The sequence below is a fragment of the Clostridium sp. YIM B02555 genome, from assembly GCF_022320955.1.
Lineage (GTDB): Bacteria > Bacillota > Clostridia > Clostridiales > Clostridiaceae > Clostridium > Clostridium saccharoperbutylacetonicum.
In genome coordinates this window covers 121,929-142,948 of sequence record NZ_JAKJJY010000010.1, presented here as the reverse complement: position 1 = coordinate 142,948, position 21,020 = coordinate 121,929, and the positions used below count along the sequence as shown (strand labels likewise).

20 protein-coding genes and 1 riboswitch are annotated in these 21,020 nt (G+C 30.3%); of the genes, 19 read left to right on the top strand and 1 reads right to left on the bottom strand.

What is annotated here, in order from left to right:
* The first annotated feature begins 16 nt into the window (after positions 1 to 16).
* Positions 17 to 424: a MarR family transcriptional regulator gene (locus tag L3B98_RS15525; protein WP_238917399.1), complete on the top strand. Its 408-nt coding sequence runs from the start codon at positions 17 to 19 to the stop codon at positions 422 to 424.
* Positions 425 to 446: 22 nt separating this feature from the next.
* Positions 447 to 2,339: an FUSC family protein gene (locus tag L3B98_RS15520; protein ID WP_238917398.1), complete on the top strand. Its 1,893-nt coding sequence runs from the start codon at positions 447 to 449 to the stop codon at positions 2,337 to 2,339.
* A gap of 635 nt (positions 2,340 to 2,974) precedes the next feature.
* Here the strand turns inward: L3B98_RS15520 and L3B98_RS15515 are convergent.
* A complete protein-coding gene (locus tag L3B98_RS15515; protein ID WP_238917397.1) occupies positions 2,975 to 4,276 on the bottom strand; it encodes an MFS transporter in 1,302 nt (433 codons plus the stop codon).
* A gap of 236 nt (positions 4,277 to 4,512) precedes the next feature.
* Between L3B98_RS15515 and L3B98_RS15510 the strand changes: the two genes are divergently transcribed.
* From L3B98_RS15510 to L3B98_RS15430, 17 genes are all read left to right on the top strand, one after another.
* Positions 4,513 to 5,193 (top strand): Crp/Fnr family transcriptional regulator, encoded by a 681-nt coding sequence (locus L3B98_RS15510; RefSeq protein ID WP_275298433.1) that lies wholly within the window; start codon positions 4,513 to 4,515, stop codon positions 5,191 to 5,193.
* Positions 5,194 to 5,314: 121 nt separating this feature from the next.
* Positions 5,315 to 6,322, top strand: coding sequence for an anaerobic sulfite reductase subunit AsrA (gene asrA / locus L3B98_RS15505; RefSeq protein WP_238917396.1), 1,008 nt, complete (start codon positions 5,315 to 5,317; stop codon positions 6,320 to 6,322).
* A complete protein-coding gene (gene asrB, locus L3B98_RS15500; protein WP_238917395.1) occupies positions 6,323 to 7,114 on the top strand; it encodes an anaerobic sulfite reductase subunit AsrB in 792 nt (263 codons plus the stop codon).
* 13 nt (positions 7,115 to 7,127) lie between these two features.
* Positions 7,128 to 8,108, top strand: coding sequence for a sulfite reductase subunit C (gene asrC, locus L3B98_RS15495; protein WP_238917394.1), 981 nt, complete (start codon positions 7,128 to 7,130; stop codon positions 8,106 to 8,108).
* A gap of 144 nt (positions 8,109 to 8,252) precedes the next feature.
* Positions 8,253 to 10,337, top strand: coding sequence for a molybdopterin oxidoreductase family protein (locus L3B98_RS15490; protein WP_238917393.1), 2,085 nt, complete (start codon positions 8,253 to 8,255; stop codon positions 10,335 to 10,337).
* Between the two features lie 2 nt (positions 10,338 to 10,339).
* On the top strand, positions 10,340 to 10,756 hold the full coding sequence (locus L3B98_RS15485; RefSeq protein WP_238917392.1) for a 4Fe-4S dicluster domain-containing protein: 417 nt from the start codon (positions 10,340 to 10,342) through the stop codon (positions 10,754 to 10,756).
* A gap of 48 nt (positions 10,757 to 10,804) precedes the next feature.
* Complete coding sequence (locus tag L3B98_RS15480) at positions 10,805 to 12,052, top strand: FAD-dependent oxidoreductase (protein WP_238917391.1); 1,248 nt, start codon at positions 10,805 to 10,807, stop codon at positions 12,050 to 12,052.
* 42 nt (positions 12,053 to 12,094) lie between these two features.
* The gene (locus tag L3B98_RS15475) at positions 12,095 to 12,670 is read left to right on the top strand and encodes a molybdenum cofactor guanylyltransferase (RefSeq protein WP_238917390.1); all 576 of its coding nucleotides are present in this window, start codon (positions 12,095 to 12,097) and stop codon (positions 12,668 to 12,670) included.
* 397 nt (positions 12,671 to 13,067) lie between these two features.
* Positions 13,068 to 13,237: riboswitch (molybdenum cofactor riboswitch) on the top strand.
* Between the two features lie 234 nt (positions 13,238 to 13,471).
* Positions 13,472 to 14,497 (top strand): molybdopterin-binding protein, encoded by a 1,026-nt coding sequence (locus tag L3B98_RS15470; RefSeq protein ID WP_238917389.1) that lies wholly within the window; start codon positions 13,472 to 13,474, stop codon positions 14,495 to 14,497.
* A 3-nt stretch (positions 14,498 to 14,500) separates the two neighbouring features.
* Entirely contained in the window at positions 14,501 to 15,706 is a 1,206-nt protein-coding gene (gene glp, locus L3B98_RS15465; RefSeq protein ID WP_238917388.1) for a gephyrin-like molybdotransferase Glp, read from the top strand.
* A gap of 28 nt (positions 15,707 to 15,734) precedes the next feature.
* Positions 15,735 to 16,217, top strand: a complete 483-nt coding sequence (gene moaC / locus L3B98_RS15460) for a cyclic pyranopterin monophosphate synthase MoaC (RefSeq protein ID WP_015393099.1) — start codon at positions 15,735 to 15,737, stop codon at positions 16,215 to 16,217.
* Entirely contained in the window at positions 16,207 to 16,725 is a 519-nt protein-coding gene (mobB, locus tag L3B98_RS15455) for a molybdopterin-guanine dinucleotide biosynthesis protein B (protein ID WP_015393100.1), read from the top strand. Before moaC ends, mobB begins: the two co-directional genes overlap by 11 nt.
* 74 nt (positions 16,726 to 16,799) lie before the next feature.
* Complete coding sequence (gene moaA / locus L3B98_RS15450) at positions 16,800 to 17,780, top strand: GTP 3',8-cyclase MoaA (protein WP_238917387.1); 981 nt, start codon at positions 16,800 to 16,802, stop codon at positions 17,778 to 17,780.
* 36 nt (positions 17,781 to 17,816) lie between these two features.
* Entirely contained in the window at positions 17,817 to 18,248 is a 432-nt protein-coding gene (locus L3B98_RS15445) for an MOSC domain-containing protein (RefSeq protein ID WP_026106386.1), read from the top strand.
* Positions 18,236 to 18,727 carry a MogA/MoaB family molybdenum cofactor biosynthesis protein gene (locus L3B98_RS15440; RefSeq protein ID WP_077363203.1) on the top strand — a complete coding sequence of 164 codons (492 nt, stop codon included), beginning with the start codon at positions 18,236 to 18,238 and terminating at the stop codon, positions 18,725 to 18,727. The genes L3B98_RS15445 and L3B98_RS15440 overlap by 13 nt, the downstream gene beginning before the upstream one ends.
* Positions 18,728 to 19,171: 444 nt before the next feature.
* Positions 19,172 to 19,525, top strand: a complete 354-nt coding sequence (locus tag L3B98_RS15435) for a hypothetical protein (protein WP_015393104.1) — start codon at positions 19,172 to 19,174, stop codon at positions 19,523 to 19,525.
* A 451-nt stretch (positions 19,526 to 19,976) separates the two neighbouring features.
* On the top strand, positions 19,977 to 20,984 hold the full coding sequence (locus tag L3B98_RS15430) for an aldo/keto reductase (protein WP_238917386.1): 1,008 nt from the start codon (positions 19,977 to 19,979) through the stop codon (positions 20,982 to 20,984).
* Positions 20,985 to 21,020 lie beyond the last annotated feature (36 nt).

Here is a 21,020-nt window from a genome sequence, read left to right as displayed (position 1 = left end):
ATATGGAGGTTTATAGATGATTTTACATGGACATAACGTGAATCAGTTAGCAAGAAGTTTTACAAAAAAATTGAATGAGAAAATTTCACCACTTGGATTATATTCATCACAATGGGGAATTGTATTATACTTACACAAAAAAAAGCAATGTACTCAAATTGAACTATGTAAGTACCTTGGAGTTGAAGCACCAACAATTACAAGAACTTTAGTTAGAATGGAAGAGATGGGAATTGTAATAAGAACAGAAGGAAAAGACAAACGAGAGAGACGTATTGAATTAACAGAAAAGGCTTATGATATGTTTCCTAGTTGGTATGAGGCTGCTACGAGTATAGAAATAGAGGCAATAAATAATATTTCTGAGGAGGAACTTGAAAACTTTAATAAAACATTAGAAAAAATGATGAAAAACTTAAATTAAAACAAGAAGGAAAGAAGATAATATGAATATAGGTATAATAAAACAAGCGTTTAAATTAAATAAAAATCCTTTTCCATGGGAAAAGGCTCTAAGTGCAGCTCTTTGTGGAGGGTTTCCAGTACTTATAGGACTGCTATTAAATCAGGTTAGATATGGATTATTAGGTGCAATTGGTGGATTTACATATTTGTATGTATTTAATGAGCCGTATGCACAACGTGTAAAGAAAATATTTTTCATTGCTATTGGTATAACAACTTCAGTTTGCTTAGGGATTTTTGCTGCTCCATATCCAGCTCTAATTGTGCTGATAGTAGGATTAATAGGAATAATTACAACTTTCATTTTTGGGATATTTAAGATAACTGGGCCAGCTGCAGTATTTTTTATATTGAGTTTTACAATGACAACAGGGATAAAACTCGAAAATTCTGATATACCTATATTTATTGGAGTCGTATTTGCAAGTAGTATGTTTTCTTGGATAGTTAGTTTGATTGGATACTTTTTTAATCCTCATGGTCCTGAACTGAAAAAGATTAAAGGAGTATATTTAGCATTGGGAGAATTCGCAGACGCTATTGGAAGTGAAAATATCAGTCAAGTACGAAATCGAGTTGTTAATTCACTGAGGGAAGCTGAGGAAATTCTTAATGTAGGCTATAATAGCTGGAAGGTTTCATTTATATTTAATCGGTTAGTGCTTTTAAATAAACATGCTAATAAATTATTTTTAGCATTACTTGAACTAAATTCAAAAGGTTCAAATAAATTACCAAAAGAACTAATTGAAATGATAAGAAAATTACAAGTTGGTGTTGACTTGAGTCAAGATGAAACTATTAAAATAAACAAAATATCAAGAGAATTTGATACTGAATATAATAAGGTTTTGGAGGTGATTTATGATATAGAAGCTATTATAAATTTACCATTAAGATATATTGGACATAGTATTGAAATTAACAAACCATCAATAACAATAAAATTTATTAATGCAATAAATAAAGATTCAATAGTTTTTGTTAATTCAATAAGGTATGGGATTGTACTAGCAGTATCAGCAATTGTAGCATTTTATTTTCCATTTACAAGACCATATTGGATAACTTTATCTTGTGCTGCTGTTATGTGTGGATCAACAATTATGGCAACTTTTCATAGGGCAATTCAACGTTCTGTAGGAACAATAATTGGTATAATATTAGCTATAGCTATCTTAAGTTTTCAACCACAGGGATTTATGGTTGTAGTAGTAAATATGTGTTTAACAGCATTAATAGAACTTGCTATTTCAAGAAATTATGCTCTAGCTGCAATATTTATAACACCTAATTCTATACTTATAGCAGAAAATTCAACTCAAATTCATAATATAGGTTATTTTGCTACAGCACGTATTACTGATATAATTGTTGGGTCTGCTATTGGTTTAATTGGTACATATATAATTGGTCGCAAATCGGCATCAAGTAGATTGCCAGATTTAATGGCAAAATTATTGCGTAGTCACTCTAGAGTGCTCGTATTTTTAGCAAGTAATAACAGTGATAATGATACAAATGCTATAAGAGAAAAAATGGAAATTGATCACATGAACTTTAAAATGGCTTATAATACAGCATTGGGAGAGATTCCTAATAATGAAGAAATGCTTGAAATGATGTGGCCTGCATTTTATTCGTTGGAGCATATTAGTTACTTATTGACCCAATATTGTTCTGAAAAAGGACATATAAGTATAAAAGATGATGAGTTAGCTCAATTGATACTTATCTATGAAACAATGGCTAACAATATGGAACAAAGAAATTCTATAAAACTTAGAACAGTTGAGATTATTAAAGAAATTTCTGAATTATGTGAAGAAATTAATAATCTTCAAAGTGCGTTAAGTATAAAAAAACTAGCTTAATAAATTTAGTTTTAAAGCGATTACAATAGATAAAGATATCAAAAGCGAGAATTAGACTTATGCAACAATTACCGAAATCAGATACATTTATCTTCCACAGGACTAGTGAAATTTTCGCTGGAAGGTTCTAAGTGGAAGGTTGAACTCATTTCTGCATGTTCCGGATGTAAATTTATGACAAGCAGAAAATGAAACAACCATAGAGGAAACTCGACTCACGTTCGTTCACTGAGTAAGCGATTCACACCAAATCAGTTTTTTAAAGGAGGTTAACTCATGATGAGTTAACTAAGTTCAAGAAACCAAATCATAGATTTGGACTTTCACTTATCTGCTTAAGAACCATCATCAGCTCAATTTCACATGCCTGCTTCCAGAAAAATGCATCGGATTTCTAGTTTAGTATTATAATTATAATTTCTCAATTATTCATGCTTATTACATTTCTAAGTAAAACTCTTAAATTGGATATCTATAAGTTTATTATAGATTAAATGGTAATGTTAAATTGCTAAATATAAATTTAAAATTCAAGAGAGAATTGATAACATAAATTAAAAGGTGATGTCGCACTAAGATTTTAATCTGCTAATGCTACAACACCTTTTAATTTTAATATTATATTTTGTAAATAATTAGTTTTTAGAACTACTTTTTGTTACTTTATTTATTACAGTTAATATAATAATAGCTGCGATAGCCAATGCTATGAAAACTACAAAGCCATTTGAATATCCTGTTAAATTTGATCCGGAATTATCAATGAAAGAAGCCATAATTGGAGGAATTATAAAGCCTCCTAATGCACCAATTCCACCTATCCATCCTGAAGCACCACCAACTGCATGGGGTACAGCTTTAGGGACAATTTTAAAAACTGCTGCATTAGTTGCACCCATACCAAGTGCTAAAATCAATATACCTATTACTGAAAATTCAATAGAAGAACTTAAAGTTAAAAATACAGCACCTATAAGCATAACACTAAGGGAGATAAGTGCAGTAGCTTCTCCACCTTTTTTATCAGCTATTTTACCTGCATAAATTCTTGTTATAGAAGTAACAATTGAATATAAAGCTGTTAATAAACCGGCAGTTTTCATAGATACTTTAAAAAAACTTGTCCAATATGTAGGGAACCAGCTTGTTAAAGCCATAAAACCTCCAAAAGTAGCAAAATATATTCCAACTAAAGCCCAAGTTTTCCACGACTTAGCTGACATTCCTAAACTTTCACTAACCTTGTTGTTTGGGAATAACTCTTGACCGTATTTATTAGCAGCTATTTTTCTTGCTTCTTCTTTACTTACTCCTTTTTCAAGAAGTTGAAAGTACCAAGCATTTTGTCCTATAAAGAAATAAATTATTGTACCAATTGTTAAGAATATTAACCATGCCAAATATGAACCAGAAAGTCCCCAAAGAGGTAACGCTATATTAGGGATAATAACCATGAAGATTCCAGGTGCTATATTTCCTACACCACCATAAATACCTGCAGCATATCCTTGTTTACTTTGTGGAAACCAGTATGAGGTTTGACTTACACCTACAGAGAAGGTTGCTATACCGCATCCTGATAAAATTGCTAAACTAAATAATAGCCAATAATATTGACCTAAATTTTCTTTAAAAAATGCCATTACAATATATAGTCCTAACATTCCTATTATAGATAATACCAATAAAACTAGAAAAGGTTTACGACCACCTGTTGTATCAACCCAAGCGGCAAAAGGTATTCTAAGTAGCGAGCCAGATAAGGATGGTGCTGAGACTAGTAAAGCTAATAAGATTGGATTTATACCAGCAAAACTTTGTTTAAAAACGGTTACTGTCGACCCATAAAGTGCAACAGCAGCAAATCCAATAAAAAAACCAAGTGTGGCACCTGTAAGTCCTTGTTTTGAATTGCCCTTTAATTCCATATTATTCATATTGCGCCTCCATTTAATATATTTTGAGATAAGGGTATCATATTTAATTTCATTAAACCGTGATATTAATCACGTTTTTTCTGAATTTGTTAATTAAATATCAAATTCTTTAAAATATAAAGTCTATATTAATATTTTAGTAGAAATGTGGTAGAATGAGTTTTAATGAGGAAAATAATAGTTGTATTCATTATTTGTGGAAAATTACTATATAAAAAGGAGGTATGGATTAAACTATGATAGAAGAACTTAAAAATCTAAAAATTTTTTCTGATGTATCTGATGAAACAATAGCATTGATAAGTAAATATGGGAAAATAAAAAAGCATTCTAATGGAAGTATGCTATTTTCAGAAAGAGAGAAGATAAATTTTGTATATATAGTAGTAAGTGGCTCTGTATCATTATACAAAGTTAATGAAAATGGTCAAAAAAAAGTTATGTTCATATTAGATAATGGAAAAATAATAAATGAAGTTATAGTTGAGGATATGCCAGAATCAATAAATTGTGAAGTTTTTGAAGAAGCCGAAATATTTGAAATAAATAGAGATATTTTAATAGAGATAATGGAAAGAGATTTCAATTTAACAAAAGTAATTATAGAATCCTTATCAAATAAAGTTAGACGTATGTATAGGCAATTGAAGAACACACCTTCCTCAATAAAGATTGAAAAGAAGCTTGTAGCAAAAATATATAAACTTGGAAGAGATTATGGAGTTAGATGCAATGATGGTATCATTATTGATATGAACATAAGTATTACCTACCTTGCAGATTTATTAGGAAGTCAAAGAGAAACTGTTTCGAGAGCAGTAAAAGTATTACAGAGTAAAAACTTATTTTATTATAAAGATAAAAAAATAGTTATACCTGATTTACAGAAACTTTCAGATTATTTTAAGACATCGTGATGTATATCACGGTGTTTATTTTTATTTTTATTTATTCTATTAGTATAGAGGATAAAAATTACGTATAAAAAATTTTATGCCTTGAAAAGTGAAAAAATTAACAAGTAATAGGAGTGGTAAAATGGGATATAAAATAATTACTGAAACAGCAAATACTCTTTTAAGTACTCTTTCAAAAGAGTATTTAATTTATGCACCAAAAGTATTTAAAGGTGATGGATGTTTTTCAGATACTGATACTATTAGATATGGTGAAGTATCAACAATAGATGAAATTGTCTTTGATAGGAAATCTGATTATTCATTTAAGGAAATACTAATGCCTATCAATGAAACTTTATTTTATTTTACTGAGGACGAAGTTAAAGTATCAGCTGCACCTAAGAAGGGGGCTATTGTCTTTTTAAGAAGTTGTGATTTAAATGCATTAAAGCGTCTAGATCAAATTTATTTAAATAATGGTCCAGAAGATTTTTATTATAAGCGACTTAGGGAAAATACTAAATTCATTCTTATGGGATGTAGTAAAACTTTTGATAACTGCTTCTGTGTTGATATGAAAACAAATACAACTAATGATTATGATGCTTATATTAAAGTTCAAGATGATTTTACATTAATAGACTGTAAATGGGACAAGCTAGAAGAATTGATAAATCAGGAAAAATTTAAAGAGGAAGCTGTTACACCTGAATTTGTAAACGACAATAAAGTCAACGTAAAAATACCAGATAATTTAGATACAAAAGTTTTTAAATCTAAAATGTGGGATGAATATACAAGCCGTTGTATTGGCTGTGGCCGTTGTAATTTTGTCTGTCCAACATGTACTTGCTTTACCATGCAGGATATTTTCTACAAAGATAATGGAAAAGCTGGAGAACGTCGTAGAGTATGGGCTTCTTGCCAGGTAGATGGATATACAGATATGGCTGGAGGAATTACTTTTAGAAAACCACAAGGCGAGAGAATGAGATTTAAGGTTATGCATAAGGTTTATGATTATAAAAAACGTTTTGGATATCATATGTGTGTAGGGTGTGGTCGATGTGACGACGTTTGTCCTGAATACATATCTTTCTCAAATTGTATAAATAAACTTGAAAATGCTGTAAAAGAGGTGGAATAAATGAAAAATGAATATATCCCATTTTTATCTGAAATAAAAGAAGTTATCAAGCATACTGATATAGAATATACATTTAGAATGACCTTTGAAGGAGAAGTTAAACCTGGCCAATTCTTTGAAGTTTCTCTGCCTAAGTTTGGAGAAGCTCCAATATCTGTAAGTGGAATAGGCGAAGGAACTGTAGATTTAACAATACGTAGAGTTGGGAAAGTTACAGATGAAATATTTACAAATTATGTTGGAGATAAGCTATTTTTAAGAGGACCCTATGGTAATGGATTTAACGTAAAAGATTATGAAGGAAAAGAAGTTACTGTAGTCGCTGGAGGAACAGGACTTTCACCAGTAAGAGGTGTAGTTGATTATTTTGCAAATAACATGACTAAATGCAAAAGTTTTAATTTGATTTGTGGTTTCAAATCACCAAATGATGTTTTATTTAAGGCTAATTTAAAACAATGGAAAGAAGATATAAATTTAGTCTTAACAGTAGATAAAGCTAAAGATGGTTATGCAGGGAAAACAGGCTTAGTTACGACTTTCATTCCTGATCTTGAAATTAAGGATGTTAATAATACTGCCTTTGTAGTAGTTGGGCCTCCTATAATGATGAAGTTTACTGTTATAGAAATTTTAAAAAGAGGAGTACCAGAAGAAAATATATGGATATCTCAAGAAAGAAAGATGTGCTGTGGTCTTGGAAAATGCGGACATTGTAAGATGGATGATACATATATTTGTTTAGATGGGCCTGTATTTAATTACACTAAAGGAAAGGAACTAATTGATTAGGGGGTAGAAATGCATGGATATAAATACAAAGAAACTTAAAAAGAATGCTTTTAGAGTTACAAAGGTTAGAGGTGTTACTGCTGCAAGAATCAGAGTTCCTGGTGGAGATTTACAAGCTGAAATTCTTGGTATGGTGCAAGAAATTGCAGAGAAGTATGGTAATGGAATAGTTCATTTAACTTCAAGACAAGGCTTTGAAATAGAAGGAATAAGTTTTGAAGATATGGATGCAGTAAATGCACTTTTAAAGCGTATTATTGAAGGTTTAGAAATAAATCAAGTTGATACTGAAAATGGATATGAAGCATCTGGAACAAGAAACATTTCAGCTTGTGTTGGTAATAAAGTTTGTCCTTTTGCTAATTTTAATACTACAGATGTAGCAAAAAGAATAGATAAAGCCATTTTCCCAAATGATTTACATTTTAAAGTTGGAATTACAGGATGTTCAAATGATTGTGCTAAAGCTAGAACCCAAGATTTTGGAATAATCGGAATGACTGAACCTCAATATGAAGCAGATAGATGTATTAGCTGTGGAGCTTGTATTAAGGCATGTAAAAAATTATCTGTAGGAGCTTTATCCTTTGAAAATTATAAAGTTGTTAGAAATACAGAAAAATGTGTAGGGTGTGGTGTTTGTATAACTAAATGTCCAACTAGAGCATGGACTAGAAGTAAAGAGAGGTATTATAAGTTAGCTATTATGGGTAGAACTGGAAAGAAAAATCCAAGACTAGCAGAAGACTTTTTAATTTGGACGGATGAAGAAACAATCACAAAAATAATATTAAATACTTATAAATTTGTTGAAAAATATATTGATCCAGATGCTCCTGGCAGGAAAGAGCATATTGGATATATTATCGATAGAGTTGGCTTTGAAGAATACAAAAAATGGGCACTTGATGGAGTTGAATTAGGACCAAAAACAATCAAAAAAGATTGCGTATATTGGAGTGGAATTAATTTTAATTCTATTAACAACGGTTAAGCATTTTTGAATTAAAGTGTGTTTCAAATTGATTAAACTTTGATAACTATTTAGAATCAAGAGTATTATCTTTTAAGTATAAACACAATCTTAAAATAAATGCCTTAATGACCTTTTATGACTTAAGAAAGGAAGGATATAGTTATGAAAAAAGTTCAATCCACGTGTAATTATTGTGCTTTAGATTGCAATTTAGACTTTTATGTTGAGGAGAATAAAATAGTTAAGGTTGTACCAACTAAAGATTATCCAGTAAATAATGGATTTTCTTGTATTAAAGGATTATCTTTAGATAAACAGCAAACGATAATAACAGATTCAACTTTGCCTAGAATAAAACAAGAAGATGGGTCTTTTAAGAGAATACCTTGGGATGATGCATATAAAATTGTGGCTGATAAGTTTATAGATCTTCAAGCAAAGTATGGAACAGAAAGTATTGCAGGTATAAGTACTGGACAATTAACTTTAGAGGAATTCGCAATTTTTGGTAATGTTATGAGAAATTATTTAAAAACAAATGTAGATGGTAATACTAGATTATGTATGTCTACAGCTGTAGTTGCTCATAAACAAAGTTTTGGGTTTGATGCACCTCCTTATACTCTCAAGGATGCAGAACTATCTGATACTATTATATTAATTGGGGCTAATCCAGTAATAGCCCATCCTATATTGTGGGATAAAATTAGAAGCAATAATGAGAAAAAATTAATTGTTATTGATCCAAGAAAATCAGAAACGGCTCAGAACGCAGATTATTGGTATGGACTAAAAGGAAAAACTGATTTATATCTACTTTATGCTATAGCTAATAAGCTTATTGAAAATTCCTATATTAGTAATGAATATATAGCTAATTATACGGAAGGCTTTGAGGCATTTAAGGAATTTGTTAAGCAATATACTACGCAAAATGCTGCAAGTATAACTGGACTTAGCGAAGCTTCAATTTTAGAACTTGTAGAACTTATACATAATGGAAAGAGAGTATCTTTCTGGTGGACAATGGGGGTTAATCAAGGATATGAAGCTGTTAGAACAGCGCAGGCTATTATCAACTTAGCGTTGATGACTGGAAATATAGGAAGACCAGGCACAGGTGCTAATTCTCTTACTGGCCAATGTAATGCAATGGGTTCACGTGCATATAGTAATACTGCTGTTTTATATGGTGGTGGAGATTTTGATAATATGGCTAGACGTGAAAGAGTGGCCGAAGTACTTGGAGTTCATGAGTCTTACCTGGCTGCTAAGCCAACAATTACTTATAATGCAATCATTGAAAAAATAATTTCTGGAGAAATTAAAGGTCTATGGGTAATTTGTACAAACCCACGTCATTCATGGACAAACAATAAAACCTTTAAAGAAGCTATGAAAAAATTAGAATTCTTTGTTGTTCAAGATATTTATGGAGATACGGATAGTTCAGAAGATTGTCATATTTATCTTCCAGTTGTTCCAGGTATAAAAAAAGAGGGAACATATGTAAATACTGAAAGACGTATATCAGCAATGCGTCCAGCCCTTGAAAAAACAGAAGATGAAAAGAGCGATTATGAAGTGATTTATGGTATTGGAAAAGCCTTAGGGATGGGAAGTCTTCTTGATAAATGGAAAACACCAAAAGATGCATTTAATTTAATGAAAGAATGTTCAAGAAATATGCCATGTGATATGACAGGTGTTACTTATGATGGTTTAGTAAATTCAAAAGGAATTCAATGGCCTTTTAGAGAAGGTGAAATTCTTAAAGACGACTTTAGACGTTTGTTTGAAGATAATAAATATTATACTCCATCAAAGAAAGCAAAATTTATATTTGAAGAAGTACGTGAGAATCCACTTCCAACTACAAAAGAATTTCCTTTTATATTAAATACAGGAAGAGGAAGTGTTGGACAATGGCATACACAAACTCGTACTAGGGAAGTTGCATTTATAGAAGATGTTAGTGCTAAAGAAGCATATCTTTATATGAATATTAAATTAGCTAAAGAAATGAATATAAAGGAAAATGATTTAATTAAAGTTTCATCCATAAATGGACATTCTTCAGAATTTAAAGTTAAGCTTACAGACATGGTTAGATATGATGAAGTATATGCACCTATACATTATTTAGAATGTAACAATTTAACTCCTTCATTGTATGATCCTTATTCAAAAGAGCCATCTTATAAAACAACTCCTATCAATGTAAGTAAAATTGAAGGGGGCATGTAATCATGAAAAGAATTAAAATTGACAGAAGTAAATGTATTGGATGCCTAACCTGTGTTACTGCTTGTGTTGTAAGCCATGAAAGCTGCGATTCAAGAAACAGAGTTACTATAGATAGTAGCTCAAAGGCAGCTCCTATTTTCTGCCGTCACTGTGACAAACCTGAATGTGTGTATACATGTATGACAGGAGCTATGTCCAAAAATAGAGAAACTGGTTATGTTGAATATGATAAAGAACGTTGTGCAAGTTGCTATATGTGTATTATGGCATGTCCTTATGGAGTGTTAAAAAGTGATAGAATTGAGCATAAAGAAATAATGAAATGTAATATGTGTGTACATCGCAGTCAAGATAATGAGCCAAAGCCAATGTGCGTTGAAAAATGTCCAATGGCAGCAATAACCCTAGAGGAGACGTAGAGATTAATAATCTTTATGTACTAATAAGGAATACAGGAGGATAGTCTTATGAAGTATGTTGTTTTAGGTGCTTCAGCATCAGGAGTTAATGGAGTTAGAGAGCTTAGGAATTTAGATAAAGAAGCTGAAATTACATTAATATCAAAAGATGATAAAATATACTCAAGATGTATACTTCATCATTATATGGAAGGAATTCGAGATGTAAAAAAACTCGAATTTGTTGAAGATGATTTTATAAACAAGAATAAAATTAATTGGATAAAGGGAACTGAAGTTACTGGAATAGATGTAAATGAAAAAAAAGTTATAGTTTCAACTGGTGAAGAATTTCAGTTTGATAAGCTTCTTATAGCAACAGGTGCTAATACTTTCTTTCCACCTATACCAAATTTAAAAACTGCAAAAAATGCTATTGGTTTCCGTAATTTTGATGATTGTGAAAAAATCATGGAAATGTCAAAAACAAGGAATAATATTGTAGTAATGGGAGCGGGTCTTGTTGGAATAGATGTTATTTCTGGCTTGACGCATACAGGTAAAAATATTGCTCTTGTTGAAATGAAAGATCATATGCTTTCAATACAGCTTGATAAAAAGGCAGCATTAGCTTATGAACAAGGTTTTGAAAAGAAGGGTGTAAAACAATATTATGAAAAAGGTATAAAGGAACTTATTGTTAATGAAGAAGGAGAAATTACTGAAATATTATTAACAAGTGGTGAAAAAATACCTTGTGATTTATTAATAGTTGCAGCTGGTGTTAGATCGAATATAAGTTTTTTAGAAGGATCAGGTATTGAAACAGATAAATTTGGATTACTGATAAATACTTTTGGGCAAACAAATTGTGAAGATATTTATGGTGCAGGGGATGTTACTGGAAGAAATCCTATTTGGCCGACAGCTGTAAAAGAAGGAATCATTGCTGCAAATAATATGGTAGGAGTTAAAAGTGAGATGACAGACTTCTTTGCTAGTAAATCCACTATGAACTTTTTAGGAATTCCAACAATGTCACTTGGAATCAATGAACCAGTAGATGAAACTTACACAGTAGACATTGAAAGTGATAATAAAGGAAATTATAAGAAGATCATACATAAGAACGGTAAGATTTATGGAGCAATAATTCAAGGAGATTTATCTTATGCAGGTATTTTAACTCAATTAATTAAGAATCAAATTGATATTTCAAAGGTTAAAAAAACAATCTTTAAAATAGATTATTCAGACTTTTTCAACATCAAAGATAATTTTGAATTTGCATATGACAATGAACTTAATATAAAATAAAACTAAAAAAGAATATTTATAAAATAGCTGAGGGTGGTTCATATGGATATTGGAGCATTAATTCTTGCAGGTGGAAAAAGTAGGAGGATGAACGGCAATAATAAGGCTTTTCTAAAATTTCAAAATAAGAGTTTTATTGAAAGTATAGCCGATAGGTTTGCTGGCTTTGATAATATTTATATTTCTGTAGATGAAAAAGAGAGATATAAACATTTAAGCTTTACTTTAATTGAAGATATGTATAAGGATATAGGCCCAATAGGGGGAATATACTCAGCCTTAAAATCAATTGAGGAAAAATATATTTTTGTAACTGCATGTGATATGCCTAAGATAAATAGGGAATTCATAAACTTTGTTTGTGATTCACTAACAGAGGATATTGAATGTATTGTGACTCAAGATATAAAAGGTAGAATTTATCCTTTGGGTGGAATATATTCTAAAGCTTTGTTAGGTAAAATTGAAGAAATGATAACGGAAGAGGATTATAAGCTTTTGAATTTAATTAAGCGCTCAAACACAAAAATTATATCTTTATCAGAAAACAATTTTAGTGAAAATATTTTGGATAACATTAATGATATAAATGACTATAATAAACTAAAAGTCTTATAGATATCCAACGCGGGAATTAGACTTAAGCGAAAATTACCGAAATCCAATACATTTGTCTTCTACAGGACTAGTGAAATTTTCGCTGGAAGCTTCTAAATTGGAGCTTATCGCCATTTTAGCTTGTTCCTAAAGTAAATTTATGACAAGCTATAAATGGAACAAGCCATAGAGGAAACTCGACTCACGTTCGTTCGCTGAGTAAGCGATTCACACCAAATCACAGATTTGGGTTCTCTGCTTAACAATCTTTGTCAGCTCAATTTCACATGCCTGCTCCAGAAAAATGCATCGGATTTCTAGTATAGTATTGTAATTTGAATTTCTCAAGAATGTATGCATATTCTATTTATAAGTTTGATTATTAATTTGGATATCTATATGGTAATAACTATAAATATAATTAAATAATCTCCGTGCAAAAATATCTAAGGGTTAATTTAGTCTAGGATATTGCGCCAAAGTGAAATAAGAATAGGAATGAAAATATCCTTAAGCTTATCGCTTTCTGGGTTACGTGGGAAACCATCTAGCCTTCCGTATTAGAGAAGGAGCGTTATTTACAAGAATAGATTATTCTATTTTTGTAAATAATGATTGATATTTAGAGCAAAATACTAATAGTATAAAGCTGTATTTTTCATACCTAATTTTGTACGGTTGAAATAATACAGCTTTTTTAATGCATAGAAAATATATAATTTCAGAGATGCGAGAGGTCTATGAGATATTAGATTATAAAAGATGAAATATGAAATATGAAGAATTCATCATGACTTATTCATATTAGAAAGAAGGTTTTATATGAAGAAAATAGCTACTGTTGATGCCGTAGGACACATAATTTGTTACGACATAACAAGAATAATAAAAGATGTAGTTAAGGATGTGGCTTTTAAAAAAGGGCATACAGTAAGAGAAGAAGATATTCCAGTATTACTATCTATAGGAAAAGAACATTTGTATGTTTGGGAAAAAAATGAAGGAATGCTTCATGAAAATGAAGCGGCAGAAATTTTATATGATTTGTGTAAAAATGATAATATAAAGCCTTCAGAAGTTAAAGAAGGTAAGATTGAATTAATTGCTGATATAGATGGTTTATTTAGAGTAGATGTAGATAGATTAGATAAAATAAATGAATTAGATGAAATTATGATTGCGACAAGACATACAAATTATCCAGTGAAAAAAGGAGATAAATTAGCTGGTACAAGAGTTATACCGTTAGTTGTTGAAGAAGCTAAGTTAAAGCGTGCTCAAGAAATTATCGAAAATAACCCTCTTATGGAATTATTACCATTTAGAGAAATGAAAGCAGGAATAGTTACAACAGGTAGCGAAGTTTATCATGGAAGAATTAAAGATACTTTTACGCCTGTAGTTATTGATAAACTTAAACAATATAATATTACTGTTTGCGGACATAAAATAGTTAATGATGAAAGTAAAATGATAGTTGATGCTATTTTAGAACTTAAGCGAAATGGTTCAGATTTTATTGTTTGCACTGGCGGAATGAGTGTAGACCCAGATGATTTAACGCCAAGTGCAGTTAGAGATAGTGGCGCAAAAATTATTTCCTATGGTGCACCTGTTTTACCTGGAGCTATGTTCTTAATTGGTTATTTTGAAGATGGAACCCCTATTGTTGGCTTACCTGGTTGTGTAATGTATGCTAAAGCAACTATTTTTGATTTAGTATTACCAAGGATAGCAGCAGGAGTTAAGATATCAAAAAAAGATATAGCAAGAATGGGACATGGTGGATTATGTCTTAGCTGCAAAGTATGTATATATCCTAATTGTGGATTTGGAAAGGGTGTTTAGTTTATGCTCAATATAGAACTTGAAAAAGCTGTAGAGTTAATTGTTGAGAGTGTTAAAGAAACTCAGGCAACTGAAGAAATTGAATTAATTGATGCAGCTGGAAGAATAATTGCTGAAGATATTTATGCGCCTATGAACAATCCACCTTTTGATAGATCGCCTTTAGATGGATATGCATTGATAGCTCAGGATACAAAGGGAGCTAGTAGAGAAAACATAAAAAAGTTAGTAGTTGTAGATTGTATATTTGCAGGTGGGTATAGTGAAAGAGAGCTTCAAAGAGGAGAAGCTATTAGAATTATGACAGGCGCTAAAATTCCCAAAGGAGCAAATTGTGTTATAAGACAAGAAAACACTGATTATGGTGAAGATGAAGTTGAAATTTACGAAGAGCTTTGTGAATATGATAACTATTGTTTTTCTGGTGAAGATATAAAGAAACAGGATTTATTAATAGAAAAAGGGCAACAGCTTACCTATGTTCATCAAGGAATACTATCAAGTATGGGTGTTTCAAAGGTTAAAGTTAAAGTTACCCCTAAGGTAGGTTTAATTGTTACTGGAGATGAAATTGGAATACCAGGACAAAAATTAATGAAAGGTAAAATTTATGATAGCAACCTTCATTTAATATATTCTAGATTAAAGGAATTAGGAATAAGACCAGTTATTGCAGAAATTATTGAAGATAGTCCTGAAAAAGTAGGAAAAAGAATAAATGAAGTTATCAATGATATGGATTTGATAATAACTACAGGAGGTGTTTCTGTAGGGCAAAAAGATATTTTACATAATGTAATCCAATTAATAGAAGCAAATAGGATTTTTTGGAAGGTTAATCTAAAACCAGGAACTCCGGCTATGTATTCATTGTATAAAAATAAACCTATATTATCACTGTCAGGAAATCCTTTTGCAGCTCTTACAACTTTTGAACTTTTAGGAAGACCACTTTTAGCTAAATTATGTGGCAATAAAAATTTGAAGCCTGTTCATGTTAATGGAATTATGGAAGATGAATTTAATAAACCTAGTTCAAAAAGAAGGTTTATACGTGCTTATTTTAATAATGGAAAGGTTAAATTCCTTGAAAATAAACATTCATCAGGGATGCTTGCGTCTATGGTTGGGTGCAACTGTTTAATAGACGTTAAAAAAGGAACGAAAAAATTGAGTAAAGGTGATAAAATTGATATTATTATATTATAGATAAATATATTTCAAAGGAAGTGTAATAATGGAAAATAAGTTTAATCATTTCGATTCAAAGGGAAATGCTATTATGGTGGATGTTTCAGAAAAAAATGTTACAGAAAGAACAGCTATAGCAAAAGGGAAGATTTATGTTAACAGTGAAGTGATGGATGCGGTTTTAAATCAAACAGTAAAAAAAGGTGATGTACTTGGAGTAGCAAGAATCGCTGGAATAATGGGAGTTAAAAGAACTTCAGATTTAATTCCAATGTGCCATCCACTTATGATTAGCAAGTGTTCAGTTGATTTTGATATAAATAAAGAAAAAAATTACATTGAAGCTATTTGTATTGTTAAAGTTGAAGGAAAAACTGGAGTTGAAATGGAAGCCTTAACTGGTGTTAATATTACACTTCTTACAATTTATGATATGTGTAAAGCTATAGATAAGACTATGGAGATTTCAGATATACATTTATTGAAGAAAACTGGTGGAAAAAGTGGAGACTTTTTAAATGAAAAATAAACCTTTTATAGTAGCAATAAGTGGCGTTAAAAATTCTGGAAAAACAACCTTAGTAACCAAGCTTATTACTAAGTTAACTACTTTAGGGTATAAGGTAGCAACAATAAAACATGATGGACATGATTTTGAAGGAGATGTACCAGGCACTGATTCTTTTAGGCATAAAGAAGCAGGAGCCTATGGAACTGCAGTATTTTCTAATTCAAAGTTTATGATAATCAAAGAGCAAAATAGTATTACAGAAAAAGAATTAATAAAGAATTTTAAAGAAGCAGACTTTATTTTATTAGAAGGATTTAAATTCTCAAATTATCCAAAGATAGAGGTTGTAAGAGAAGAAATTTCAAGAAGTTATGTCTGTAAGAAAGAAACAATAATTGCTATAGCAACAAATTTAACTTGTGGTTTTGATGGAATCAATACTGTTGATATTAATGATATAGAGAAAATTATTGAAGAGATATTTAACTATATGAATATTAGGATTATAAATAATGATTCCAATTAAAATATATGAAGTAATATGTTTAATACTTCCGTTATTTTATAAAGTAATAAACAGGGAAATGGAGGTGACATAATATGTTTGATAATTATAATAGAAAAATTGATTATATAAGAATTTCAGTTACTGACAGATGTAATTTAAGATGCATTTATTGCATGCCAGAAAAAGGAATAAAGTGCTTGGAGTCTAAAGAGATATTATCTTATGAGGAAATAATTCATTTGTGTGAAAAGTTTGCTAAAATTGGAATAAGTAAAGTTAAAATTACTGGAGGAGAACCTTTAGTAAGGAAGGATTTAGCATTGTTGATTAAAGGAATTAAAAACATAAAAGGTATTAATAATATTACATTAACTACTAATGGCATTTTGTTAGAAGAACAAATGGACGCATTGGCCGATGCAGGAATTGATGCAATTAATGTAAGTATAGATTCATTAGATAAAAATACATATAAAAATATTACACGTGTAGGGAATGTTGATAAGGTTATCAGAGGTATAAATAAAGTCCTAGAATATAAAGATATTGCGGTGAAAATAAATTGTGTTCCAATAGAAGGATTTAATGAAAAAGGAATTTTGGATGTAATTAAGTTAGCGCAAAATAAAAATATACATATTAGATTTATAGAATTAATGCCGATTGGATTTGGTAAAAAAATAAATGGAATTAGCGAAGATAAAATCAAGAAGATGATTAATGGGAGGTATGGAGAACTTATACCGTATAATAAATCTATAGGAAATGGACCTAGTAAATATTATACTTTAGATAATTTTCAAGGAAAGATAGGTTTTATCAGTGCAGTTAATCATAAGTTCTGTGATACGTGTAACCGAGTTAGGCTAACATCTAATGGATTTTTAAAAGCATGTCTTCAATTTAATGAAGGACAAGATCTTAAATCTATTATAAGAAATGGAAAAAGTGACGACGAACTTATGGAAGTAATTAGAAAAGTAATTTATGATAAGCCAAAAGAAAATAGATTTTTAGATTTAAATAGCAGTGAAAAGTTTGAAGAAAATATTATGTCTCAAATAGGTGGCTAAAATATGGACTATATTATAGATTTGGAGGAAGCGAAGATGGGGAAAATTATTGCTATATGTATAAGTGAAAAAAGGGGAACTGAAAAAAAGAATATTGGAGAATGCAATATTATAGAGGGGTTTGGTTTGGAAAATGATGCACATGGTGGAAACTGGCATAGACAGGTAAGCTTGTTGTCATATAATAAAGTGCTTGACTTTAATGAAAGAGGCGGAGCTGTAGAAGATGGGGCTTTTGGAGAAAATATATTAGTTGAGGGAATAGATTTTAAAACTTTACCAATTGGAACAATATTTAAATGTAATGAGGTTGTTTTAGAGCTTACACAAGTTGGGAAGGAATGTCATGCTCACTGCGAAATATATAAGCGAGTTGGGGATTGCATCATGCCTAGAGAAGGAGTTTTTGCAAAAGTAATTCATGGTGGAAAGATTAAAGTAGGAGATGAGTTAATATGTTTAGAGTAGCAATTATAACTTCAAGCGATAGTGGATATAGAGGAGAAAGAGAAGATAAAAGTGGACCAGTTATTAGAAATATAGTTGAAGAAAATGGATATGAAGTTGTTTATACAGTATTATTACCAGATGAAAAAGATCTTATAAGCGCAGAAATGAAAAAAATCTGTGATGAAAACATTGCAGATCTTATACTAACTACAGGTGGAACAGGGTTTTCACCAAGGGATTGTATGCCAGAGGCAACATTAGCAATAGGCGAAAAGATAGTTCCAGGCATACCTGAAGCTATGCGTGCTTATAGCATGCAGTTTACAAAAAGAGCTATGTTAAGCCGTGCAGCAGCTGTGATTCGTAAAAGTACATTAATCATAAATCTACCTGGAAGTCCAAAAGCGGTTACTGAGTGTCTTGAATATATTATTACAGAATTGCATCATGGTTTAGAAATATTAAATGAAAAAACATCAAATTGTGCGAGAAAATAATTTTGTAAGAAATTTTAATTAAAATATTATTTTTCTAAAAAAACATAAATATTGTCGGAAATTATTGGGATAATTATTATCAAAAGATATAGATTATTTATAGACAATATGTTAATATAATCTTATCCCATAGAACTAACACCCTTTAACCTAAAATTAAATTTCTCTCAAAATGCAGCCATAATTTTGGTTGCATTTTTAAATTATATAAATTTTAATTAGCGATGTTCAATTATTAATTTTCAATTAACTTTTCATTTCTTAGTTATCTTTTAGTGTAATTTCAATTAAGTTGTATAATTTCAATTTGATGCTATTAATATAGCTATTCGCATAAAAATCAATTATAATTGTAATGAGTTATACAAAGGAAGTGAGGTGTAAAATAGGAAGATATAACTAAAATTATTTTGCAGTTAATATGTATCTATCCTATTAAACAGAATGAATGAGTCAGGTATATGTGGTTGGTTATCAAGAGATGGAAATTTTTATGAGTGTGGTGAATCAAAACATAATCTATTAGCAGGTAAGCTAGAAAGAGAGTTAGATTTAAAATTATTTGATGAAGTTAAAGGAATTTATCTTCATGATACAGCTTTATTGGAAACATTAGGTTTTATTAAATTTACTCAATCAACTTATGGATTAATAGGTGAAGTTTATGATAATCAGTTTATGCTTTTCTTTGGAGATAGATTTTCTCTTAAGCAGCGTAAATGGATGGAGATGAATATATTAAGAATGTCTCCTCGGCAAAGAGCAGAATGTCGTCAAAGATTAATTCGTGGGTATTAGTTTAAAAGTAATATATGAGTAAATATAAACATGAATTTAAGTATTGTTTGTTTCTGGAAATTATAATATTAAATTGGTCTTAAAATTCTATTAAATTCCACTTAAATTTCTATTTTTAGGTCAGAAAATTTAATTTATTTGCGTATAATATAGTGAGTGGAAAATACAATAATATTCACCCCTTAGAATATTATTAGTTACCACATAAATAAATTCAATACCCTATTACCCATTTTTACATAAATGCCCTGTATAATACAGGGTATTTTTATTTTATATCATTTTTAGTAATCACGAATTTACTATTGCAATCAAGAAGTTAGTTTTTCATTTTAGGACGATTTTTGGTATTATCTATTGACTTAGAGTTAACTTCAAGTACTATAATAGTAAATAAGGAAAATAAATATTATTTATATATTTAGGTAACAACGAGAAAGGTGATGACAATATGGTAAATGTTACATTGGGAAGAACAAAAATTACAGTGAATAGAAATGGGTTTGGAGCTCTTCCAGTTCAACGTGTTTCTGATGAGGAAGCAATTAAGTTATTAAGAAAGGCTTATGATAGCGGTATTAATTTTTTTGATACTGCAAGAAGCTATAGTGATAGCGAATACAAAATAGGTCTAGCTTTAAGTGACGTAAGAGAAAAAATTTTTATTGCAACCAAAACTCCTTCAATAACTGTCGAAGGTTTTTGGAGTGATTTGGAGAAAAGCCTAACTTTGCTTAAAACAGATTATATAGATATATATCAATTTCATAATCCAAGTTTTTGCCCTAAACCAAATGATGGGACAGGGCTTTATGAAGCAATGCTTGAAGCAAAAGAACAAGGGAAAATTCGTTTTATAGGTATAACAAATCACAGGCTTGCTGTTGCTATGGAGGCTGTTGATTCTGGTCTTTATGATACTCTACAATTTCCATTTAGTTATTTGGCGGATAAAAAAGAAGAAGATTTAGTAAACTTATGTAAAGAAAAGAACATTGGATATATTTGCATGAAAGCATTGGCTGGAGGCCTTATAACAAGAAGTGATGTAGCTTATGCATATCTTTCTCAATTTTCTAATACTTTACCTATTTGGGGAATTCAAAGAGAAAATGAGCTTGATGAATTTATATCATATATAGAAAATCCACCTGTAATGACAGCAGAAATCAAAGAATATATTGAAAAAGAGAGAAATGAACTTGTCGGTGAATTTTGTCGCGGCTGTGGATATTGTATGCCATGTCCAGTAGGAATAGAAATTAACAATTGTGCAAGAATGTCCTTACTTCTTCGTAGATCCCCAGCTAAAGACCATCTTTCAGAAAAAGGTCAAGCTAAGATGAAAAAAATTGAAGAATGTATAGAGTGTGGAAATTGTAAAGCACATTGTCCTTATGGACTCGATACTCCTAACCTTTTGAAAAGGAACTATGAAGATTATAAAACCTTTTTATAGAATATTTAACTTTATGAAAGATGGTGAGTTTAAGAA

What these genes read in the sequence shown, in the direction of transcription:
- L3B98_RS15525 (WP_238917399.1), top strand. Translation starts at nt 17, where the DNA reads ATGATTTTACATGGACATAACGTGAATCAGTTAGCAAGAAGTTTTACA.
- L3B98_RS15520 (WP_238917398.1), top strand. Translation starts at nt 447, where the DNA reads ATGAATATAGGTATAATAAAACAAGCGTTTAAATTAAATAAAAATCCT.
- L3B98_RS15515 (WP_238917397.1), bottom strand. Translation starts at nt 4,276, where the DNA reads ATGAATAATATGGAATTAAAGGGCAATTCAAAACAAGGACTTACAGGT.
- L3B98_RS15510 (WP_275298433.1), top strand. Translation starts at nt 4,513, where the DNA reads ATGATAGAAGAACTTAAAAATCTAAAAATTTTTTCTGATGTATCTGAT.
- asrA (WP_238917396.1), top strand. Translation starts at nt 5,315, where the DNA reads ATGGGATATAAAATAATTACTGAAACAGCAAATACTCTTTTAAGTACT.
- asrB (WP_238917395.1), top strand. Translation starts at nt 6,323, where the DNA reads ATGAAAAATGAATATATCCCATTTTTATCTGAAATAAAAGAAGTTATC.
- asrC (WP_238917394.1), top strand. Translation starts at nt 7,128, where the DNA reads ATGGATATAAATACAAAGAAACTTAAAAAGAATGCTTTTAGAGTTACA.
- L3B98_RS15490 (WP_238917393.1), top strand. Translation starts at nt 8,253, where the DNA reads ATGAAAAAAGTTCAATCCACGTGTAATTATTGTGCTTTAGATTGCAAT.
- L3B98_RS15485 (WP_238917392.1), top strand. Translation starts at nt 10,340, where the DNA reads ATGAAAAGAATTAAAATTGACAGAAGTAAATGTATTGGATGCCTAACC.
- L3B98_RS15480 (WP_238917391.1), top strand. Translation starts at nt 10,805, where the DNA reads ATGAAGTATGTTGTTTTAGGTGCTTCAGCATCAGGAGTTAATGGAGTT.
- L3B98_RS15475 (WP_238917390.1), top strand. Translation starts at nt 12,095, where the DNA reads ATGGATATTGGAGCATTAATTCTTGCAGGTGGAAAAAGTAGGAGGATG.
- L3B98_RS15470 (WP_238917389.1), top strand. Translation starts at nt 13,472, where the DNA reads ATGAAGAAAATAGCTACTGTTGATGCCGTAGGACACATAATTTGTTAC.
- glp (WP_238917388.1), top strand. Translation starts at nt 14,501, where the DNA reads ATGCTCAATATAGAACTTGAAAAAGCTGTAGAGTTAATTGTTGAGAGT.
- moaC (WP_015393099.1), top strand. Translation starts at nt 15,735, where the DNA reads ATGGAAAATAAGTTTAATCATTTCGATTCAAAGGGAAATGCTATTATG.
- mobB (WP_015393100.1), top strand. Translation starts at nt 16,207, where the DNA reads ATGAAAAATAAACCTTTTATAGTAGCAATAAGTGGCGTTAAAAATTCT.
- moaA (WP_238917387.1), top strand. Translation starts at nt 16,800, where the DNA reads ATGTTTGATAATTATAATAGAAAAATTGATTATATAAGAATTTCAGTT.
- L3B98_RS15445 (WP_026106386.1), top strand. Translation starts at nt 17,817, where the DNA reads ATGGGGAAAATTATTGCTATATGTATAAGTGAAAAAAGGGGAACTGAA.
- L3B98_RS15440 (WP_077363203.1), top strand. Translation starts at nt 18,236, where the DNA reads ATGTTTAGAGTAGCAATTATAACTTCAAGCGATAGTGGATATAGAGGA.
- L3B98_RS15435 (WP_015393104.1), top strand. Translation starts at nt 19,172, where the DNA reads ATGAATGAGTCAGGTATATGTGGTTGGTTATCAAGAGATGGAAATTTT.
- L3B98_RS15430 (WP_238917386.1), top strand. Translation starts at nt 19,977, where the DNA reads ATGGTAAATGTTACATTGGGAAGAACAAAAATTACAGTGAATAGAAAT.